Genomic DNA, 15,852 nt, shown 5'->3' with positions numbered 1-15,852 from the left:
TGATGCGCCGCCTATCCTCACTGACAAGCGGCAGTTAACGGTTACTGTCCGCCGCTATGTAGCCAGAACGGGGACAAGGTCAGCACGGCTTTACGCTGGGCTTCCAGATAGACGGAAGGAGCTTTCCCGGCAGCAAGCCGCTCAATCTCCTGTAGTAACGCCCGCCAGTGTTCAGTGTAGGCTTCGATTTGCTCTGCCGGATAGGCTCCAGATAAGAGGAGAAATGCGCAGAGATTACGTTGAAGACGGGGAATTTGCTGCTCGTACTGCGCATCCGTCAAGGTAGAAGAAAAGGCGCTTTTCAGCTCCGCCGTACTACGGCTTAGCATAATGTCGGCAAAGCGTTTGAACGATCCCTGTAGCTTAATGCGATCTTTATTATCCATATAGTCACGCCAGCCAGACTCGACTAGCCAGGAAGTCAGTACTAACTTACTTTGCAGGTAGTCTGCGCTATAACAGATCTCCGCCCCACCGGGGCCTTGTAGCCGGTTTTCCAGAGTAGTGAGTGCAGAGCGAAAAAGCGTGGTCACCTTACGTAACACGACACCGCCCACCAGCACCAGCATTTCACGCATCAACGCGCTGGCCTGTGGCAGAGCTGCGCGAGCGGACGAATCCCCTCTTACCCAAAGCTCTTCGTGGTATTGCCAGTGAGCCAGCGCCAATTCTAACGCCGCGCGGATGGCCTGATCGATGTTGGTTTTTGCATCCACGACCAATGTATTGAGCGGAAGACATTCGCGTACGGGATTGCCTTTAGCCAGATGGTATCCACGTGCCGCTTTACTGAGGCTCCCTTGCCGCATCCCACCAAATTCCGCGATTTCTTTTGCCAAGGCCAACAGATGAGTGGTTTGCCCCAGCTTAAGTTCCATCTCCAGTTCGCACAGAGGTTCACTCAGATCGCCAGCACGGATTTCGCCGCGGTCTAATGCAACCTCAATCACGCTTTGGTAGTAAGTAAACACCCACTTCTCACGCGTAAAGTCCGTACTAAACAGTGGATTAAGTGAGGGTTGCAGCGCCTCAATATCGCAATCTTCCGGCCACATTTCCGCGGGAAACAGGCTGAGATCCAACTCTGCTTTCTCCAGCGCAACGTTATACTCAGGGTGTTGGTGCAACCCACCAATCACCTTACCCGCTGTTTTCGCTGTCATTTCGTAGCGTTCATTCTCGCCGCGAATACGCAGACCGATGCCATTACGACGCAGATAGTTATCTGCGGTTTCATAATAGACATTGCTCAGACGCTGAGCGCGCATATGCTCATACTGGCTGTAATCACTCTCCCATTCAGCCAACTGCGTCAGCAGCGATTCAACGCTGTCAGGATGAACAATAAACTTCAGCTCAATTTCTTCACTCATAGTATTCACAACACCAAGATCGCGTTCATTATTATGTCAGTAAATAACATTTTACTTCACCTTACTACCCTTACCGCACACACTCTTTTTCACCTGCGAACAAGCGCGCATTTCTTATGCAAACTTGCCATCAGGAACATGCTTCTCTCGGCTTAAACAGGTTGTATACTGTCTTCTAAGAACCTGTCCCAGTAGGCGTTATTGGTGTGAAATAGCCCTAATGGGATAGGTTCTAAGACTGTTCTCATTTCGGTTTATACATTGCCTCGTCAGACTTAAGCCTCTACTATCAGACCACCATTAACGCAACATGATGATCTTATGCAGAAATTAGGCTTACTCTGTTTCACTTTATTTTCTCTCACGCTGAGTTGGACCACACAGGCGGAAGAAAAACGCTACATTTCCGATGAGTTACTGACATATGTCCACAGCGGGCCGGGCAATCAATATCGTATCGTCGGCACGCTGAATGCAGGCACTGAGGTCACGCTACTCAGCGTTAATGAAAGCGCAGGCTATGCGCAGATCCGTGATGATAAAAACCGTACCACCTGGATTCCTCTCGACCAGCTTAGCGACATGCCAAGCCTGCGCACGCGGGTGCCGGAATTGGAAAAACAGGTAAAAGACCTGACTGACAAACTGAATAATATCGATCAGACCTGGAACCAGCGTACCGCTGACATGCAGCAAAAAGTGGCTGCCAGCGATGATATTATCAACGGATTGCGTCAGGAAAATCAGGATCTGAAAAATCAGCTTACCGTGGCACAGAAAAAAGTCAGTGCGGCGAATGTCCAGCTTGATGATAAGCAGCGCACCATCATTCTACAGTGGTTCATGTATGGCGGTGGTGTTGCGGGGATAGGCTTGCTGCTAGGCTTACTGCTGCCGCACATCATCCCGCGTAAAAAGAAAAATGACCGTTGGATGAACTAATTGGAATACATGCCTGCTTCTTGCAGGCATTTTTCTCTGCGGCCAACGCAACCGCATAAAGATGGTAGTATGTTGCGAAACATTGGTTATTTATTCAGGAGCCCGACGTTGAAGATTTACCTTGTCGGCGGCGCTGTTCGGGACAGCCTGCTGAGTTTACCCGTCACCGAAAAAGATTGGGTGGTGGTCGGCGCTACGCCAGAGCATCTGCTTGCACAGGGCTACCAGCAGGTTGGAAAGGATTTTCCCGTTTTCTTACATCCTGTCAGTCACGATGAATACGCCCTCGCACGAACCGAACGCAAATCCGGCAAAGGCTATACTGGATTTGTCTGCCATGCCGCACCGGATGTCACGTTAGAGCAGGATTTACTCCGCCGCGATTTGACCATCAATGCGATTGCCCGTACTGAGCAGGGTGAGCTGATCGATCCGTATCACGGTCGTCGCGATCTTGAAAACCGCGTACTGCGCCATGTCTCTGATGCCTTTGGCGAAGATCCATTACGCGTCCTGCGTGTCGCCCGTTTTGCCGCGCGTTTTGCCCATCTCGGCTTCCAGATTGCAGAAGAAACCCTGGTACTGATGCAAAAAATGGTGCATGAGGGTGAACTGGCTTACCTGACGCCAGAACGCGTCTGGAAAGAAACGGAAAAAGCACTCGGCACCTCATCGCCGGATGTCTATTTTCAGGTGCTGCGTGACTGCGGTGCGCTAGCCGTGCTGTTCTCTGAAATCGATAACCTCTATGGCGTACCCGCACCAGCCAAATGGCACCCGGAAATCGATACCGGCATTCACACCATCATGACGGTAGCAATGGCCGCACGCCTCAGCCCCGAGATTGACGTACGTTTTGCCACGCTGTGTCACGATGTAGGAAAAGGGCTCACGCCCCCCGAACTGTGGCCACGGCATCATGGACACGGCCCTGCGGGTGTCAAACTGGTTGAAGCCCTGTGTCAGCGCTTGCGTGTGCCTAACCCCATTCGCGATCTGGCGAAACTGGTTGCGGAATATCATGACCTAATTCATACCGTGCAGGTGCTGCAACCCAAAACGCTATTGAAGTTATTTGATGCGATTGACGTCTGGCGCAAACCGCAGCGTCTGGAGCAGTTAGCGCTGACTAGCGAGGCCGATGCCAGAGGCCGAGCCGGTTTTGAAGAGAATCCTTATCCACAAGGCGATTACCTGCGTGAAGCCTTCCGCGTTGCCGCTCTGGTCAGCAGCGCAAGCGTCGTCGCCGACGGTTTTAAGGGTATTGACGTGCGCAATGAACTGGCTCGCCGCCGTATTCACGCTCTGGCAGAGTTGAAAGCACAACAGCCTGATATATCGGGTACGTCCTGAAACAAAGAGGCCACGCTAATGCGTGGCCTCTTCTCTCTATAATGGTCCACCTAAAATCGACGTTCTCAGTCTTACATAAACACCATGTAAACCACGCCCGCGACAATAAAACGGTAAATTGCGAAGGGAACAAACGAGATACGTTTGATGATTTTCAGGAAGGTTTTAATCGCAATCAGCGCGACGACAAACGCCGTCACGAACCCCACGGCAAACATTGGCACATCAGCCAGCGACAAGAAATGCCAGCTTTTATACAGATCCAGAACGGTCGCGCCCATCATCATGGGAACCGCCAGAATAAAAGAGAATTCAGAGGCCGCGTAGCGGCTGACGCCCACCAGCATTCCACCGGAAATGGTCGCTCCCGAACGTGAAAAACCGGGCCACAGCGCCAAACATTGAAAACAGCCAATCATAAACGCCTGACGATGCGTAATGTCATCCAGCCCAACGGCGCGTGGTTTTTTAGGCTTGAGCCATTCAGCCGCTAATAGCAGGAAACCACCGATCACTAACGCATACATCACATTTTGTGGATAAAATAACGATTTGATCACGTCGTGGAAAACCAGTCCAAGCACCACTGCGGGAATCATAGCCAGTAAGATGTGCGTCAACTTCAGTCGGCCAGCCGTATGCCCTTCATGCGGCACCTTGCCAAAGTGAATCCCAATCAGGCCAAAGAGACGACGCCAGAACATGACGACAACCGCCAGAATTGAGCCAAGTTGGATAATAACTTCAAACGTCTTGGCTTTCTCATCAACAAACCCCAACCAATGACCAACAATAATCATATGCCCCGTAGATGATACGGGCAAAAACTCGGTCAGCCCTTCGACCACGCCAAGAATAAATGCGATTAGCAGCGAATGCAGGTCAGTCATCTAAAGATCCTTGCCTCTAATAAAAACGAAAATTTAGCCCATAAAAAAGCGGCCGCGTACTTTCGCTAGCCGCTACACACCCTAAATAATTCGAGTTGCAGGCAGGCGGCAAGCGAACGAGTCCCGATGAGCTTACTCAAGTAAGTGATTCGGGTGAGTGAACGCAGCCAACGCACATGCAGCTTGAAGTATGACGGGTATAACTGGCTTATAGACTATTTGGGTTACGATTTAGTTGCACGTAAATCAGTATTTATTCTGTTAAATCAGATTTATCGCGTACCACGTTCGATAATGACCCCAACCTGACGCGCCTGCGCGACGGCACCCGGCTTGCTGAGCTTGATCCGCAGCCAAGGGATCGAGAAGCGCTGCATCAGCAACTGCGCGACTTCTTCAGCAACACGCTCCACCAGAGCAAAACGCTGGTTTGCCACATGGGCAATCACCGCATCGCTAACATCGGCATAGCTCAGGCAGTCCTTAACATCGTCACTGGCGGCAGCTTGGCGGTTATCCCAGCCCATTTCGATATCGAACACCAGTTTCTGCTGGATAGTCTGTTCCCAATCGTAAACACCAATGGTAGTGATTACAGTAAGTTCTTCAATAAATACGATATCCATCACGCCGTTCTCTGTTTTTGTCGCTGTCGGATACCACTTCCGACGGAATGTGCGTATTATCCACAGATGAGAAGAGTAAAACGACCCTTATTAAACGGAATGGCGTTATGAGTGTTACCGCGCTTGGTATGATGTTAATCGCGTATCTGTGTGGCTCTGTTTCCAGTGCGATTTTGTTTTGCAGAATTGCTGGGCTACCCGACCCGCGTCAGCATGGTTCTGGCAATCCTGGAGCCACTAACGTATTGCGTATTGGCGGCAAAGCGGCCGCAGCAACCGTGTTGGTTTTTGACGTTCTGAAAGGGATGCTGCCAGTCTGGGCTGCTTACGCATTGGGCGTTGCCCCGCTGTATCTCGGGTTAACCGCCATTGCTGCCTGCCTCGGTCATATCTATCCCGTCTTTTTCCACTTTCGCGGGGGTAAAGGTGTGGCAACTGCTTTTGGTGCCATCGCCCCTATCGGCTGGGATCTGACAGGCCTGATGACCGGAACCTGGCTATTGACCGTTCTGTTGAGCGGCTACTCCTCGCTCGGTGCCATCGTCAGTGCGCTCATCGCCCCGTTTTATGTCTGGTGGTTCAAACCACAGTTTACCTTTCCCGTTGCGATGCTCTCTTGTCTGATACTGATGCGTCACCACGACAACATCCAACGCCTGTGGCGCGGACAAGAAAGTAAAATCTGGGATAAGCTACGCAAGAAGAAACAGCCAGAAGACGAACAGACATCCCTCGATGAGTGAGGCAAAAAATTCCCGTTTTCACGGGAATTTTTTTATGACGTATGACGGGGATATTAGAACCGGCCGATGGCGGCAAACACCTGCGACTGGACTTTAAACTGTGCCATACTTTCTGCTAACAGACGCGCCTGATCCTCTAATGAACGCGTGGCTGCCGCGGATTCTTCAACCAGAGACGCATTTTGCTGTGCGACCTCATCCATCTGCGATACCGCCAGATTCACTTGCCCAATCCCATTACTCTGCTCACGCGTTGCCGTTGAGATTTCACGCATCAAGGACGTCACGCGCACTACGGCGTCAGAGACGTCATCCATCGTTTCGCCCGCCATTTTTGCCATAATGGTGCCTTCACTGACGCGGCTCTGGGATTCCTCCATCAGCATTTTGATCTCTTTCGCTGATTGCGCACTGCGCTGCGCCAGATTACGGACTTCACCCGCGACCACGGCAAATCCACGTCCCTGTTCACCCGCTCGCGCGGCTTCAACTGCCGCATTCAGCGCAAGAATATTGGTCTGAAACGCGATACCGTCAATCACCGCCAGAATATCGCCAATACGGGCGGAACTGCTGGAGATCATCTGCATCTTCTCAATCATGTTCCCCACCATCTCACTGCCTTTATTGGCAATGTCAGACACATTTTGTGCCAGCGTATGGGCTTGTTCCGCACTCTCGGCGTTTAGCGTTACCGTAGCGGTCAGTTGTTCCATACTGGCTGCGGTTTCTTCCAGCGATGAGGCTGACTCTTCCGTACGGGCGGCCAGATGGGTATTGCCGGAAGACAGTTCGCGCGTACCGACATCGATCTGCATACCCGCATCGCGGACACGCCCTACGGCGGTTGCCAGCGAATGCTGCATTGCCTTCATCGCCTGAATCAGGCGACCAATTTCATTATTACCGCCATCGGCAATATGTTGAGTCAAATCGCCACGGGCAATAAACTCCAACTGTTCGACCGTCTCTTCAAGCGGAGACAAAATAGAACGTTTCAGGGCGACCCAGGCAGCCAACACCAGCAGCAGAACGAATAGACAAGCAATACCGATGATCGTCAACCGCTCGAACGCAAAGCGTTCTGCTTCTGCCAGCATGTTTTCCCCCACTTCCAGGCCAAAGTCGCGGAATTCATTCGCTACCTTATCCATCTTAACGCTAAGCGGTGGTAGCACGTCCTGCAACAGCGCGTAATAAGCATTCACATCGCCGCGTTTCAGCGCATCGACCATCGGCTGAACGCCAAGATTCATATATTGCTCGTAATTGCTTTTGACCTCTGCCGCCATTTTGGCGCCGCGTTCCGTTACGGTGCCATAGGAAAGAAAACGTGCCATTTCTTTGTGGGAAAGTGCCGTGTAGGCTTCTGCTCTCGCCACTGACGCATTCGCGAGATCGGTCAGTCCGTTTTCCATCTGACGGGCAGCCAATGCTGCCCCCGTTCTGGCACGCAGCGAGGCCGTGTAACTCCCTGCCAGCGCCGTCACTTCTTTGCCCTGAATCTTGTCAATGGTCGTGAGCGATGTGATCCCCTGATTGATTGAGGTGATGCCAATTCCGCATACGAGTAATAAGAGCAGCACCATCGTGCCCAACAAAGCAATCAAGCTCGTCTTGATTGTGATGTTTCTTAACATTTTTGTTTCCCTGGAATTACAAATGATAAATAAATGCGGAGAAATGCTCCACATAACGTGATCTCGATCATGTTCCTATCGGTAACAAGCCTGCTTTCTTTAAAGAAACTTTAGTAACGAAAGTATTTTTACTTAAACGGCTCACGCTAATGCATAGTGCGTCGATACGCTAAAAATCGGCGACATTAAACGCTTTTTGGCTATAATGACGGCCACGCTATTTCAGGTTTTAAGAGAAGGAAACTGACATGAGTCTGAACGATGTTCCGGCAGGTAAAGATCTGCCAGAAGATATCTATGTAGTGATTGAAATTCCCGCGAATGCCGATCCGATCAAATATGAAATTGATAAAGATACCGGTGCGCTGTTTGTAGACCGTTTCATGTCTACCGCCATGTTCTACCCATGCAACTATGGCTACATCAACCACACGCTGTCTCTGGATGGCGACCCGGTTGACGTGCTGGTACCGACCCCGTATCCGTTACAGCCTGGCTCCGTGATCCGTTGCCGTCCTGTTGGCGTACTGAAAATGAGTGACGAAGCAGGTGAAGATGCCAAGCTGGTTGCCGTTCCGCACAGTAAGCTGACCAAAGAATACGATCACATTAAAGACGTTAACGACCTGCCTGAACTGCTGCGTGCACAGATCGGCCACTTCTTTGAACACTACAAAGATCTGGAAAAAGGCAAGTGGGTGAAAGTTGAAGGTTGGGATAACGCTGCGGCGGCGAAAGCCGAGATCGTTGCTTCCTTCGAGCGCGCAAAAAACAAATAAGCGCCTTTCAATACGCAATCAAAAACATTGTGTATACAAAACATTACGTGCTCAAAAATAGCACGATCAAAAACACCGCATTACGCGGTGTTTTTATTTATACCGACCATGATTTGGTGGTTACTCGACCTCAAGCCTCTTCATCACGTTTCAACCAGTCGCCGCTGGCAATACGCGTCAACCCTTCAGTCGGGTGTTTATAGAGGTAGATCCAGGCACTACCCAGAGGCGTGGAAATCAGCTCTCGCTGGTATTCATGGCCGTCTCGCTTTAAAGCATCCAACTCCGTCAGTATCGACGAGCTAATGCGATAAACCTCACAATGGATTTCTCCATTTCCGGGGACGACTGCCGGATAATGGCCGAGATCGTACAGCTCGAAACCGGCGAGCTGACAATCCCCTAACCATTGGGCATTCGTCATCCAATGACTATTTCCCTGTTTGCGTCGTAAACTGCCGTAAACAATAATTCGCATCGCTAGAACTCAAACTGATAGAGCACATCTAGTGCCTGGCTAATTCCAGACACCGCTTCCAAGTATAGCTTTGGCATCAGGCGGTAACGCAGCGTTAACGTTGCCAAAGAATCGAATATGCCAACACCATATTTCACTTGCAGACCCGGAAGGACGTAGCCGCTGACGACAACCTGAGAATTATCGCCAACACCCTGTGTATCCAGAGCTAAATTACTTACGCCAAAGGCCTCGCCGATTTTACCCACAACTTGACCACTTTGTGCAACCCCTAAACCTACTAACATTGAGGTCATCGCCGAGCTATCTGCTCCACCGCTGTCCAAACCCTGTCCACGCAGCAGATAAGAGAGCGCTTCCTGCTGTGACATCGCCGGATCGGAGAAGACTTCCAGCTTCGGTGTGGCGGCCATACCGGTGACGCGCACGCCAGCGGTAACATCATCAGCCGTGTTGTCTGGGTTACGAATCGCTTCGATATTCAGGATCGGTTGATCGGGTGGGCCAGAGAACAAAATCAGTCCCTTACGAACGATCAGATCCTGCCCATAGGCTTTAAAACGGCCGGACGGAATATCGATTTGGCCGTTAAGCCCTAATCCGCGCTCATCCTGAACCATTTTCAGGTCACCCTGTAGGCGCGCGGCCAACCCAAACGCATCCAGCGCGACATCATTGCCGACGCGGATCGTCAGATTGCTGTTAATCGGGATCGCGGCGCTGGCTTTTTTCAGCGGCTGGCGCTGAGCATCCAGCATCACTTCGTCCGACGACACGGCCACCGCACTTTCCGGCATGTCTTTAACCACAATCCGCGCCCACGGGATACTGACCGACCCATTGAGCGCAAACAGTTGCGGCGTAGCTTCGAAAACAATATCCGGCGAAACATCCAGCCGCGCCATCGGTGGAATCGTCACCCGCAGCTTCTGGCCTTTCGCGGCAATGCGTGCACGCCAGGCATCAGGCCGCGACCAATCGGCATTCCCGCCGAGGTTTAACTGCCCATTATCCGTTTTCAGGAACCCTTGCAGCGTTGACGACATTCCGCTGAAGTTCACCGCCAGCCTCCCGTTGGTCAGATCGATGGGCATCCAGTTGCCATCAATATCTAACCGTTCCAGCACCATTTGGCCGAAGAGTTGAGGACGTGCAGCATCCCCCGCAAGACGCAGATTCGCATTCAGAATCCCCGCCGCTTTCTCCCCTTTGCTCAACGCAGGGTTGAGCAGCGCCAGCGAAATATTATTGATCGCAACGCTGCCGCCGAGATTGCGCCGCCCTTGTGGATCGCTCACCTGAATATCGCCGCTGAAGCGCCCGTTTTCCCGAATTGCCATCAGCCAACCAAGCTGTGCTCGTCCACGATCGAGCCCGGCATTAAGCGTAAAGGTCTCGAAATCAATCGGCAGCGTGTTGCCCTGCATCTGCTGGCGAACGCTCACGCCGTTCCCCACCAGCGAGATTTTCGCCTGCGGTAAACCTTGTCCCGCCTGCCAGCTGATATCGGCACCGCCCGTGAATGTCCCGGCTAGCACCGTATCCGCCGTCAGGAACGGTTTCAGCATGGCGAGATCGAAGCGATTCAGTCGAATGCTCGCCTGTCCGCTCGGCCCAGCTTCAATCGCTTTTGGTACGCAAAGCTCAGCATTCGGATTCCGCCAGCAGTGCGTACCAATCGTGATCTTTTGTTGCGTATTCAGGTAATCCAACGCCATATCCTGCGTCAGACGCCATTCACCCACTGGCGTATCGAAGCGGGTATTGTTCAACGTACCGCGCCAGCGCTGTTCCTGACGATCGAAGCTACCTGAAAGCGCCAATTGCCCCGCGACCGGTTCCCCCTGCATATTCAGCCGAAGCTGATGCTGCTTCTCATTGCCGCTGGCATCCAGCGTCAACAGGGCAATATTCAGACCGTCTTGCTTCAGCGCCTCGAGGCGCACCGCGAGTTTGCCCTGAATCTGCTGTTCGGAGCGCACATCACCTTCCACCCTCACCTGACTAATTGTGATCGCCTGCCAGCGCAGACCAGAAGCGGTAATATCAGCCAGCATCTGCGGTTCACGCAGATTACCGCGTAGCTTGAGTGTGCCAATGGCACGCCCCGCCAAACCGGGCAACATACCATCCAGCGACGGCGCATTGATGTCGGCATCCAACTGCCACTTGTCGCTTAGATCGCCTTTGACGTTCAGTTGGTTACGCCCTAACGCCAGGTTCAGCTCAGGTATTGTCCACTGCCCCGCCGCGTTACCGCGCAGTTCACCTCTGGCCGTGAGCTTATTCGCTTTCACGTTGCCATCCAGCCGCAGTTCCGGCACCTGCAACTGCCAGCTACCGCCATAGACGCTACCGCGCGTTGTTATCTTGCCATCTATTTTCGCGGGCCATTCAGGCCACTGTTTCGCGGTGTTGATCCCACTCAACACAAGCTCGCTACGCCAGCTGATCGCTTTGCTCCAGTCGATAAGAGCGTTCAGATCGGCATTGCCCTGCAACGCCGCCAGCCGCAGACGACTCAGCGTAAACTGCTGCTCATTACCTTTACCATCCAACAACAGCGTCGCAGGGGGAATGTCTGCTCCGCTCAGGTCGCCGCGCAGCGACAGGGCATAGTCTGTCACTTTGCCGTTAAAGCGCAGCCTGACGTTGCTGGCCTGATACTGTGTTGCGCCCGTCAACGGCCAGCGCACGCGCTCGGTTTGCAGCGTCAACGCCAGCGGTAGCCCGGCTTCCGCCAGTTGAGTTTGCAGCTCTAACTGCGCACGCTGCGGCCCCGAAAGGTTCAGCGCCACATTCAGCTGTTCACGCAGGCCGCCATCAACCGTCAGTTTCAGCTTCTCGCCTTTGAGCGGATCAACGTTCAGCACGCCGTTCGCCGCCAGTGAAACGGGCCAGTTATCGCTAAGCGTCGCTTCACCGCGCACATTCAATCCACCCTGTGGCGATTGCACGATCAACTTGTCCAAACGCAAATGCTGTTGCTGGGTCGATGCCTGTACGAAAAGGTTATTAATCAAAATGTCCTGATCGCCCGTCAGCCGTAGCTGTTCACCGTGAATCTCGACAATATTCAGATCCAGCGGCAGCGTGAACTGCGGTAAATCAGGTAATAGCGGTTTGGAAAACAGCTCGCTCAGGCGTTCACCCAATGGCTGTTCAGGCACGGCAGGCTTGTCAGAGGCGTTATCCGTTTTCGCCGTTGGTATCGGTGTCGTCGTCGTGGCTGCCGCTACCGTGTTATTTGCTTCTAGCACTTTATCGATTTGAAGCGTTTGTGAGGTGCCTTGTTCGGCAGCCTCGCGGACATTTTCCGCCGTTTCTTTGATGACGGACGCCATTTCCGCTGCCGTCACTTTGCCATCTTCCAATACATCAACGGGCGTTTTTGGCAAAGCCACCAGCAGTGCACTAATTTTGGTCGGCAACAGCGTCAACGCGCGTCCTTCCCACTGCATTCCCGTACGGAACTCACCCAGTGAAATCGCCGTATCATCGACGGTAACCTGAACGCCGTTGAGCACCAGTTGACGCAGAGAAATAGGGAAAGGCGCTGAAATTTCTGTGACTGGTTCTGAAGGCGTTGTAGGTTCTTCTGATGCAGGCAACGCTTTGGTATCCACCACAACGTCAATGCGATTAGCCGATAGGTCATTGATGCATAGCTGACTTTTACGCAGACAGTCCAGCGCGAGCGACAGGTGAAACTCTTCGCTCTTTACCGTTACGCCCGGCATCTCGTAGCTGACATTTTTCAGGGTTAAATCACGCCAGCCACCGCTCACGCTGGCGATCTCCAGCCCCGGCACCACGCGCGCGGCGGTATTCAGCAACAGGTGCAAACCCGACGTGGTCCCCACTAGCAGGCCCACTCCAACAACGAGCAGCAGTAAGAATGCAACAATGCCAATCCCGATACGTTTCCACCAGCGTCCTTTTCGTACTGGCGTCGTCGGTACATTATCCTGCGCGACCTTTTCTTCCGTCACCGCAGCAGGTGTGCTGTTGTCGTTTTTATCATCCATCATAATTCAGGCCCCAGTGCGATATAGAACTGAACATCGTTCTTCTTCTCTGCATCGCCAATCGGCATGGCAACATCGAATTTCACCGGCCCAATCGGCGAGGCCCAGCGTACACCGACACCCGTGCCGGTCTTGAAGTTACTCCGTTTGATGTCATTCACCGCTTCACCTGAATCAACAAAAACCGCGCCCCACCATTTTCCCGTCACGTTGTATTGGTATTCGAGCGAGCCGGTCGCCAGCTTGGACGCACCGGTCAGTTTGCCGTCGCTGTCGCGCGGCGAAATAGATTTGTACTTATACCCACGAATGCTGCGATCGCCACCGGCAAAGAACCGCAGTGAGGGCGGCACACGGGAGAAATTATTGGTTTCAATCCACCCCAAATTGCCGCGCGCGACGAAACGGTGTTTATCCGCCAGCGTCCGAATCCAGACGTTTTGTGCCTGAACCACGGCAAAATCGATATCCGATCCCCATGTGGTATCGGAAATATCGATAGAGTAGCGCTGCGTATCGCCCCATACCGGCATCAGCCCGCCACGTTGGCGGGTTCGGTTAATGCTGACCCCCGGATAGATCAGCATCGTGGTATCCGTTACGCTCGCCTGCGTAAAGTGGTCGAGGCTCCAGCGCAGATTAATCGCCCGTTGCCAGCCGCTGGAGAGATCCCAGTAGCGCGCCACGTTCAGCGTGGTGCCATCGGATTGGGTATCGTTGAGATCTTCGCGCTTGAAGCCGCCTTGCAGCAGGTAATACTGCTCTAGTGGATTCTTCAACAAAGGGATTTTGTAGCTAAAATCAAGCGATTGCTCCGGCGCGGACACGCTCAGGCTGCTTTCCAGGCTGTGGCCCCGTGAATTCACCCAAGGCTTATTCCAGGTGGTTTTAAAACGGGGACCAACATCCGTGGCATAACCCACCCCGGTTTCGATGCGGTTACGGGTCCGCGGCGTTACCACCGCATCCAGCGGCAGAACTTTGGTACTTTTTGACTGGTCAAAATTGGGCGACACCACGACAGAATTGAACCACCCCGTCGCGGAAAGGCGGCGGTTTAACTCGCCAAGGTCTTCGCTGGTATACGCATCACCGTCATGAAACGGCACCAGATTTTGCAGATAATCATCGCGGATTTGTGCGCCCTGAAAGTGTACAGCGCCAAAGCGGTAGCGTTCCCCGCTATCAAAATCGATATCCCAAAAAGCTTCTTTTTCTTCGCGCATCACGCCGAGCTGACTTTGCTGGAAACGCGCATCGAAGTAGCCTTTACGTAATGACAAACCGTTCAGCCCGCTTTTAAAGCGATCGAAATCACCGTGGTTTAACACCGAACCGATTTCGGGGCGATCGTCTTTAACCAGCTGTTGGTAATCTTTATCATCGCGCGCCCCGCCGTGCAGCGTGATGTTCACCCCCGCAATTTTTACCGGGTCGCCAGGTGTGACAGTGGCAATCAATACCGGTCGCCCGCCATTAATGGCAGGCCGGAATTCAAAACCTATCTGTGGATCGTAATAGCCGAGTGCTCGCAGCCCCTGACGGATCGCTTCATCGACGCGTGAGCGGAAACGCCCGTCGGCATTCACCTCATCGCCCGCTATGGTGGATAAACGAGCCCGTACATTCTTTTGCAGCTGCCCTTCCAGCCCCATGACTTGCAGACGCACATTCGCCGCCTGGCTTTCAGGCACCAACGTGAGCAACGCGCACATCAGGCCAAGTATCCGGTATCGCGGCACACCACGCGGGCCAGCAAGGCCGGTTTTTCTTCCCGCAATGCCTTTTTCCCCGGTGGCACTTTTTTGCCCAATGAAACGGTTCTTTGAAGTAAAACGTCTTTTTGCAATGAAAATAGTCACTGAGCTCCCTGATCAATCGGTCTGTCGCCTAAAACCTATAGCATGGCTTTTATCACTTCGCCCGCCGCGCTGACGGTCATATAGGTTCATGTTTCCAAACAAAACATCATGTAAAGCAGAAAAAGGCTAATAACTCCGCATGAAATTAGTGATAAATACTAATTTTTTACCTTAGTGTTGGATATTAATCTGCAATTATCACTTTTTCACGTTATGGACGCGCATTACCTTAACATTAAACACTTTTAAGATATAAAGACAGGTCAATACTTCTTAGTTATGCTCTCAGTGAGAGAAGGTCATTCACCCAGTCCTGTTGGAGTTAACAACGTGATGAGTTCGATTGATAAGACACAGCGGATTACGCAATCCGCTGCTTTACCGGGGCGTTCCACCCCCATGCCGGTGGCCAGACTGCATGTCGTAAATGAACATTCAATGACGCATGTGCCAGACCATATGTCCGTGGCTATTTTTGCCATGGGTTGCTTCTGGGGCGCGGAGCGTTTGTTCTGGCAACAGCCGGGGATCTACAGCACAGCGGCGGGGTATATTGGCGGTTATACGCCCAATCCAACCTACCGTGAAGTGTGTAGCGGGCAGACTGACCATGCTGAAGCGGTACGTGTCGTTTTCGATCCTGCGGTCATCAGCTACGATCAGTTGCTGCAACAGTTCTGGGAAAATCACGATCCTGCGCAAGGCATGCGTCAGGGCGGGGATATCGGCAGCCAGTACCGTTCCGCCATCTACACGCTCACGACAGAGCAGGAACAGGCCGCGCAGGAAAGCCTTCAGCGCTTTCAGCAGGCGATGAGAGAGAACGGTGATAGTCGCGCTATCAGCACAGAAATCGAGCCTGCGGGTCCATTCTATTATGCTGAAGATGATCACCAGCAATATCTGCACAAGAACCCGAACGGCTACTGTGGGTTAGGCGGCATCGGCGTCTGTCTGCCGCCACCGCGTTGACCGCTGGCGGTAATTTCACCGCTCCTGCTATAATGCGCCCGAACCGGGCCCATCCTCGCCCGGTTTTGACCTTCAACAATGATCATAATGTGTTCACCTTTATGTGTTCACCTTTCTGAGGATCGCTGCGTCAATTTCGGCTCATGCGAAAACTTACCTAAAGTAA

12 protein-coding genes are annotated in these 15,852 nt (G+C 52.6%); 5 read left to right on the top strand and 7 right to left on the bottom strand.

The window, feature by feature from the left end; all coding sequences use genetic code 11:
* Positions 1-41 precede the first annotated feature (41 nt).
* Positions 42-1,373, bottom strand: coding sequence for a CYTH domain-containing protein (locus tag EDI29_RS13370; protein ID WP_137741272.1), 1,332 nt, complete (start codon positions 1,371-1,373; stop codon positions 42-44).
* Between the two features lie 321 nt (positions 1,374-1,694).
* Here EDI29_RS13370 and EDI29_RS13365 point away from each other — a divergent pair, with 321 nt between their 5' ends.
* Both EDI29_RS13365 and EDI29_RS13360 read left to right on the top strand, forming a co-directional pair.
* Entirely contained in the window at positions 1,695-2,315 is a 621-nt protein-coding gene (locus EDI29_RS13365; RefSeq protein ID WP_137741271.1) for a TIGR04211 family SH3 domain-containing protein, read from the top strand.
* Between the two features lie 108 nt (positions 2,316-2,423).
* Positions 2,424-3,668, top strand: a complete 1,245-nt coding sequence (locus EDI29_RS13360) for a multifunctional CCA addition/repair protein (RefSeq protein ID WP_137741270.1) — start codon at positions 2,424-2,426, stop codon at positions 3,666-3,668.
* 71 nt (positions 3,669-3,739) lie between these two features.
* Here the strand turns inward: EDI29_RS13360 and bacA are convergent, their stop codons facing one another.
* Positions 3,740-4,558, bottom strand: coding sequence for an undecaprenyl-diphosphate phosphatase (bacA, locus tag EDI29_RS13355; protein WP_107170023.1), 819 nt, complete (start codon positions 4,556-4,558; stop codon positions 3,740-3,742).
* A gap of 272 nt (positions 4,559-4,830) precedes the next feature.
* Complete coding sequence (folB, locus tag EDI29_RS13350; RefSeq protein ID WP_107170022.1) at positions 4,831-5,184, bottom strand: bifunctional dihydroneopterin aldolase/7,8-dihydroneopterin epimerase; 354 nt, start codon at positions 5,182-5,184, stop codon at positions 4,831-4,833.
* A gap of 107 nt (positions 5,185-5,291) precedes the next feature.
* On the opposite strand from folB, the gene plsY reads away from it, so the two are divergent.
* Positions 5,292-5,927, top strand: coding sequence for a glycerol-3-phosphate 1-O-acyltransferase PlsY (gene plsY, locus EDI29_RS13345; protein WP_137741269.1), 636 nt, complete (start codon positions 5,292-5,294; stop codon positions 5,925-5,927).
* Between the two features lie 53 nt (positions 5,928-5,980).
* On the opposite strand, the gene EDI29_RS13340 is transcribed toward plsY, so the two are convergent.
* On the bottom strand, positions 5,981-7,567 hold the full coding sequence (locus EDI29_RS13340; protein ID WP_137741268.1) for a methyl-accepting chemotaxis protein: 1,587 nt from the start codon (positions 7,565-7,567) through the stop codon (positions 5,981-5,983).
* Between the two features lie 248 nt (positions 7,568-7,815).
* On the opposite strand from EDI29_RS13340, the gene ppa reads away from it, so the two are divergent.
* Positions 7,816-8,346 carry an inorganic diphosphatase gene (gene ppa / locus EDI29_RS13335; protein ID WP_048262061.1) on the top strand — a complete coding sequence of 177 codons (531 nt, stop codon included), beginning with the start codon at positions 7,816-7,818 and terminating at the stop codon, positions 8,344-8,346.
* 130 nt (positions 8,347-8,476) lie between these two features.
* Here the strand turns inward: ppa and EDI29_RS13330 are convergent, their stop codons facing one another.
* Genes EDI29_RS13330 through tamA form a run of 3 tightly spaced genes read right to left on the bottom strand, consistent with a single transcriptional unit; the run spans position 8,477 to position 14,594 of the window.
* Positions 8,477-8,824, bottom strand: a complete 348-nt coding sequence (locus EDI29_RS13330) for a gamma-glutamylcyclotransferase family protein (protein WP_107170019.1) — start codon at positions 8,822-8,824, stop codon at positions 8,477-8,479.
* Between the two features lie 2 nt (positions 8,825-8,826).
* Positions 8,827-12,855: an autotransporter assembly complex protein TamB gene (gene tamB, locus EDI29_RS13325; RefSeq protein WP_137741267.1), complete on the bottom strand. Its 4,029-nt coding sequence runs from the start codon at positions 12,853-12,855 to the stop codon at positions 8,827-8,829.
* On the bottom strand, positions 12,852-14,594 hold the full coding sequence (gene tamA, locus EDI29_RS13320) for an autotransporter assembly complex protein TamA (protein WP_374213761.1): 1,743 nt from the start codon (positions 14,592-14,594) through the stop codon (positions 12,852-12,854). Before tamA ends, tamB begins: the two co-directional genes overlap by 4 nt.
* 453 nt (positions 14,595-15,047) lie before the next feature.
* Between tamA and msrA the strand changes: the two genes are divergently transcribed.
* Positions 15,048-15,686, top strand: coding sequence for a peptide-methionine (S)-S-oxide reductase MsrA (gene msrA, locus EDI29_RS13315; protein WP_137741266.1), 639 nt, complete (start codon positions 15,048-15,050; stop codon positions 15,684-15,686).
* Positions 15,687-15,852 lie beyond the last annotated feature (166 nt).

Source organism: Pectobacterium polonicum, from assembly GCF_005497185.1.
Lineage (GTDB): Bacteria > Pseudomonadota > Gammaproteobacteria > Enterobacterales > Enterobacteriaceae > Pectobacterium > Pectobacterium polonicum.
Note: the sequence above shows the minus strand (reverse complement) of the source record. Positions and strands in the feature narration are given on the sequence as shown.

Coding starts and splice junctions, on each gene's coding strand:
- EDI29_RS13370 (WP_137741272.1), bottom strand. CDS start 1,373: ATGAGTGAAGAAATTGAGCTGAAGTTTATTGTTCATCCTGACAGCGTT.
- EDI29_RS13365 (WP_137741271.1), top strand. CDS start 1,695: ATGCAGAAATTAGGCTTACTCTGTTTCACTTTATTTTCTCTCACGCTG.
- bacA (WP_107170023.1), bottom strand. CDS start 4,558: ATGACTGACCTGCATTCGCTGCTAATCGCATTTATTCTTGGCGTGGTC.
- folB (WP_107170022.1), bottom strand. CDS start 5,184: ATGGATATCGTATTTATTGAAGAACTTACTGTAATCACTACCATTGGT.
- plsY (WP_137741269.1), top strand. CDS start 5,292: ATGAGTGTTACCGCGCTTGGTATGATGTTAATCGCGTATCTGTGTGGC.
- EDI29_RS13340 (WP_137741268.1), bottom strand. CDS start 7,567: ATGTTAAGAAACATCACAATCAAGACGAGCTTGATTGCTTTGTTGGGC.
- ppa (WP_048262061.1), top strand. CDS start 7,816: ATGAGTCTGAACGATGTTCCGGCAGGTAAAGATCTGCCAGAAGATATC.
- EDI29_RS13330 (WP_107170019.1), bottom strand. CDS start 8,824: ATGCGAATTATTGTTTACGGCAGTTTACGACGCAAACAGGGAAATAGT.
- tamB (WP_137741267.1), bottom strand. CDS start 12,855: ATGATGGATGATAAAAACGACAACAGCACACCTGCTGCGGTGACGGAA.
- msrA (WP_137741266.1), top strand. CDS start 15,048: ATGAGTTCGATTGATAAGACACAGCGGATTACGCAATCCGCTGCTTTA.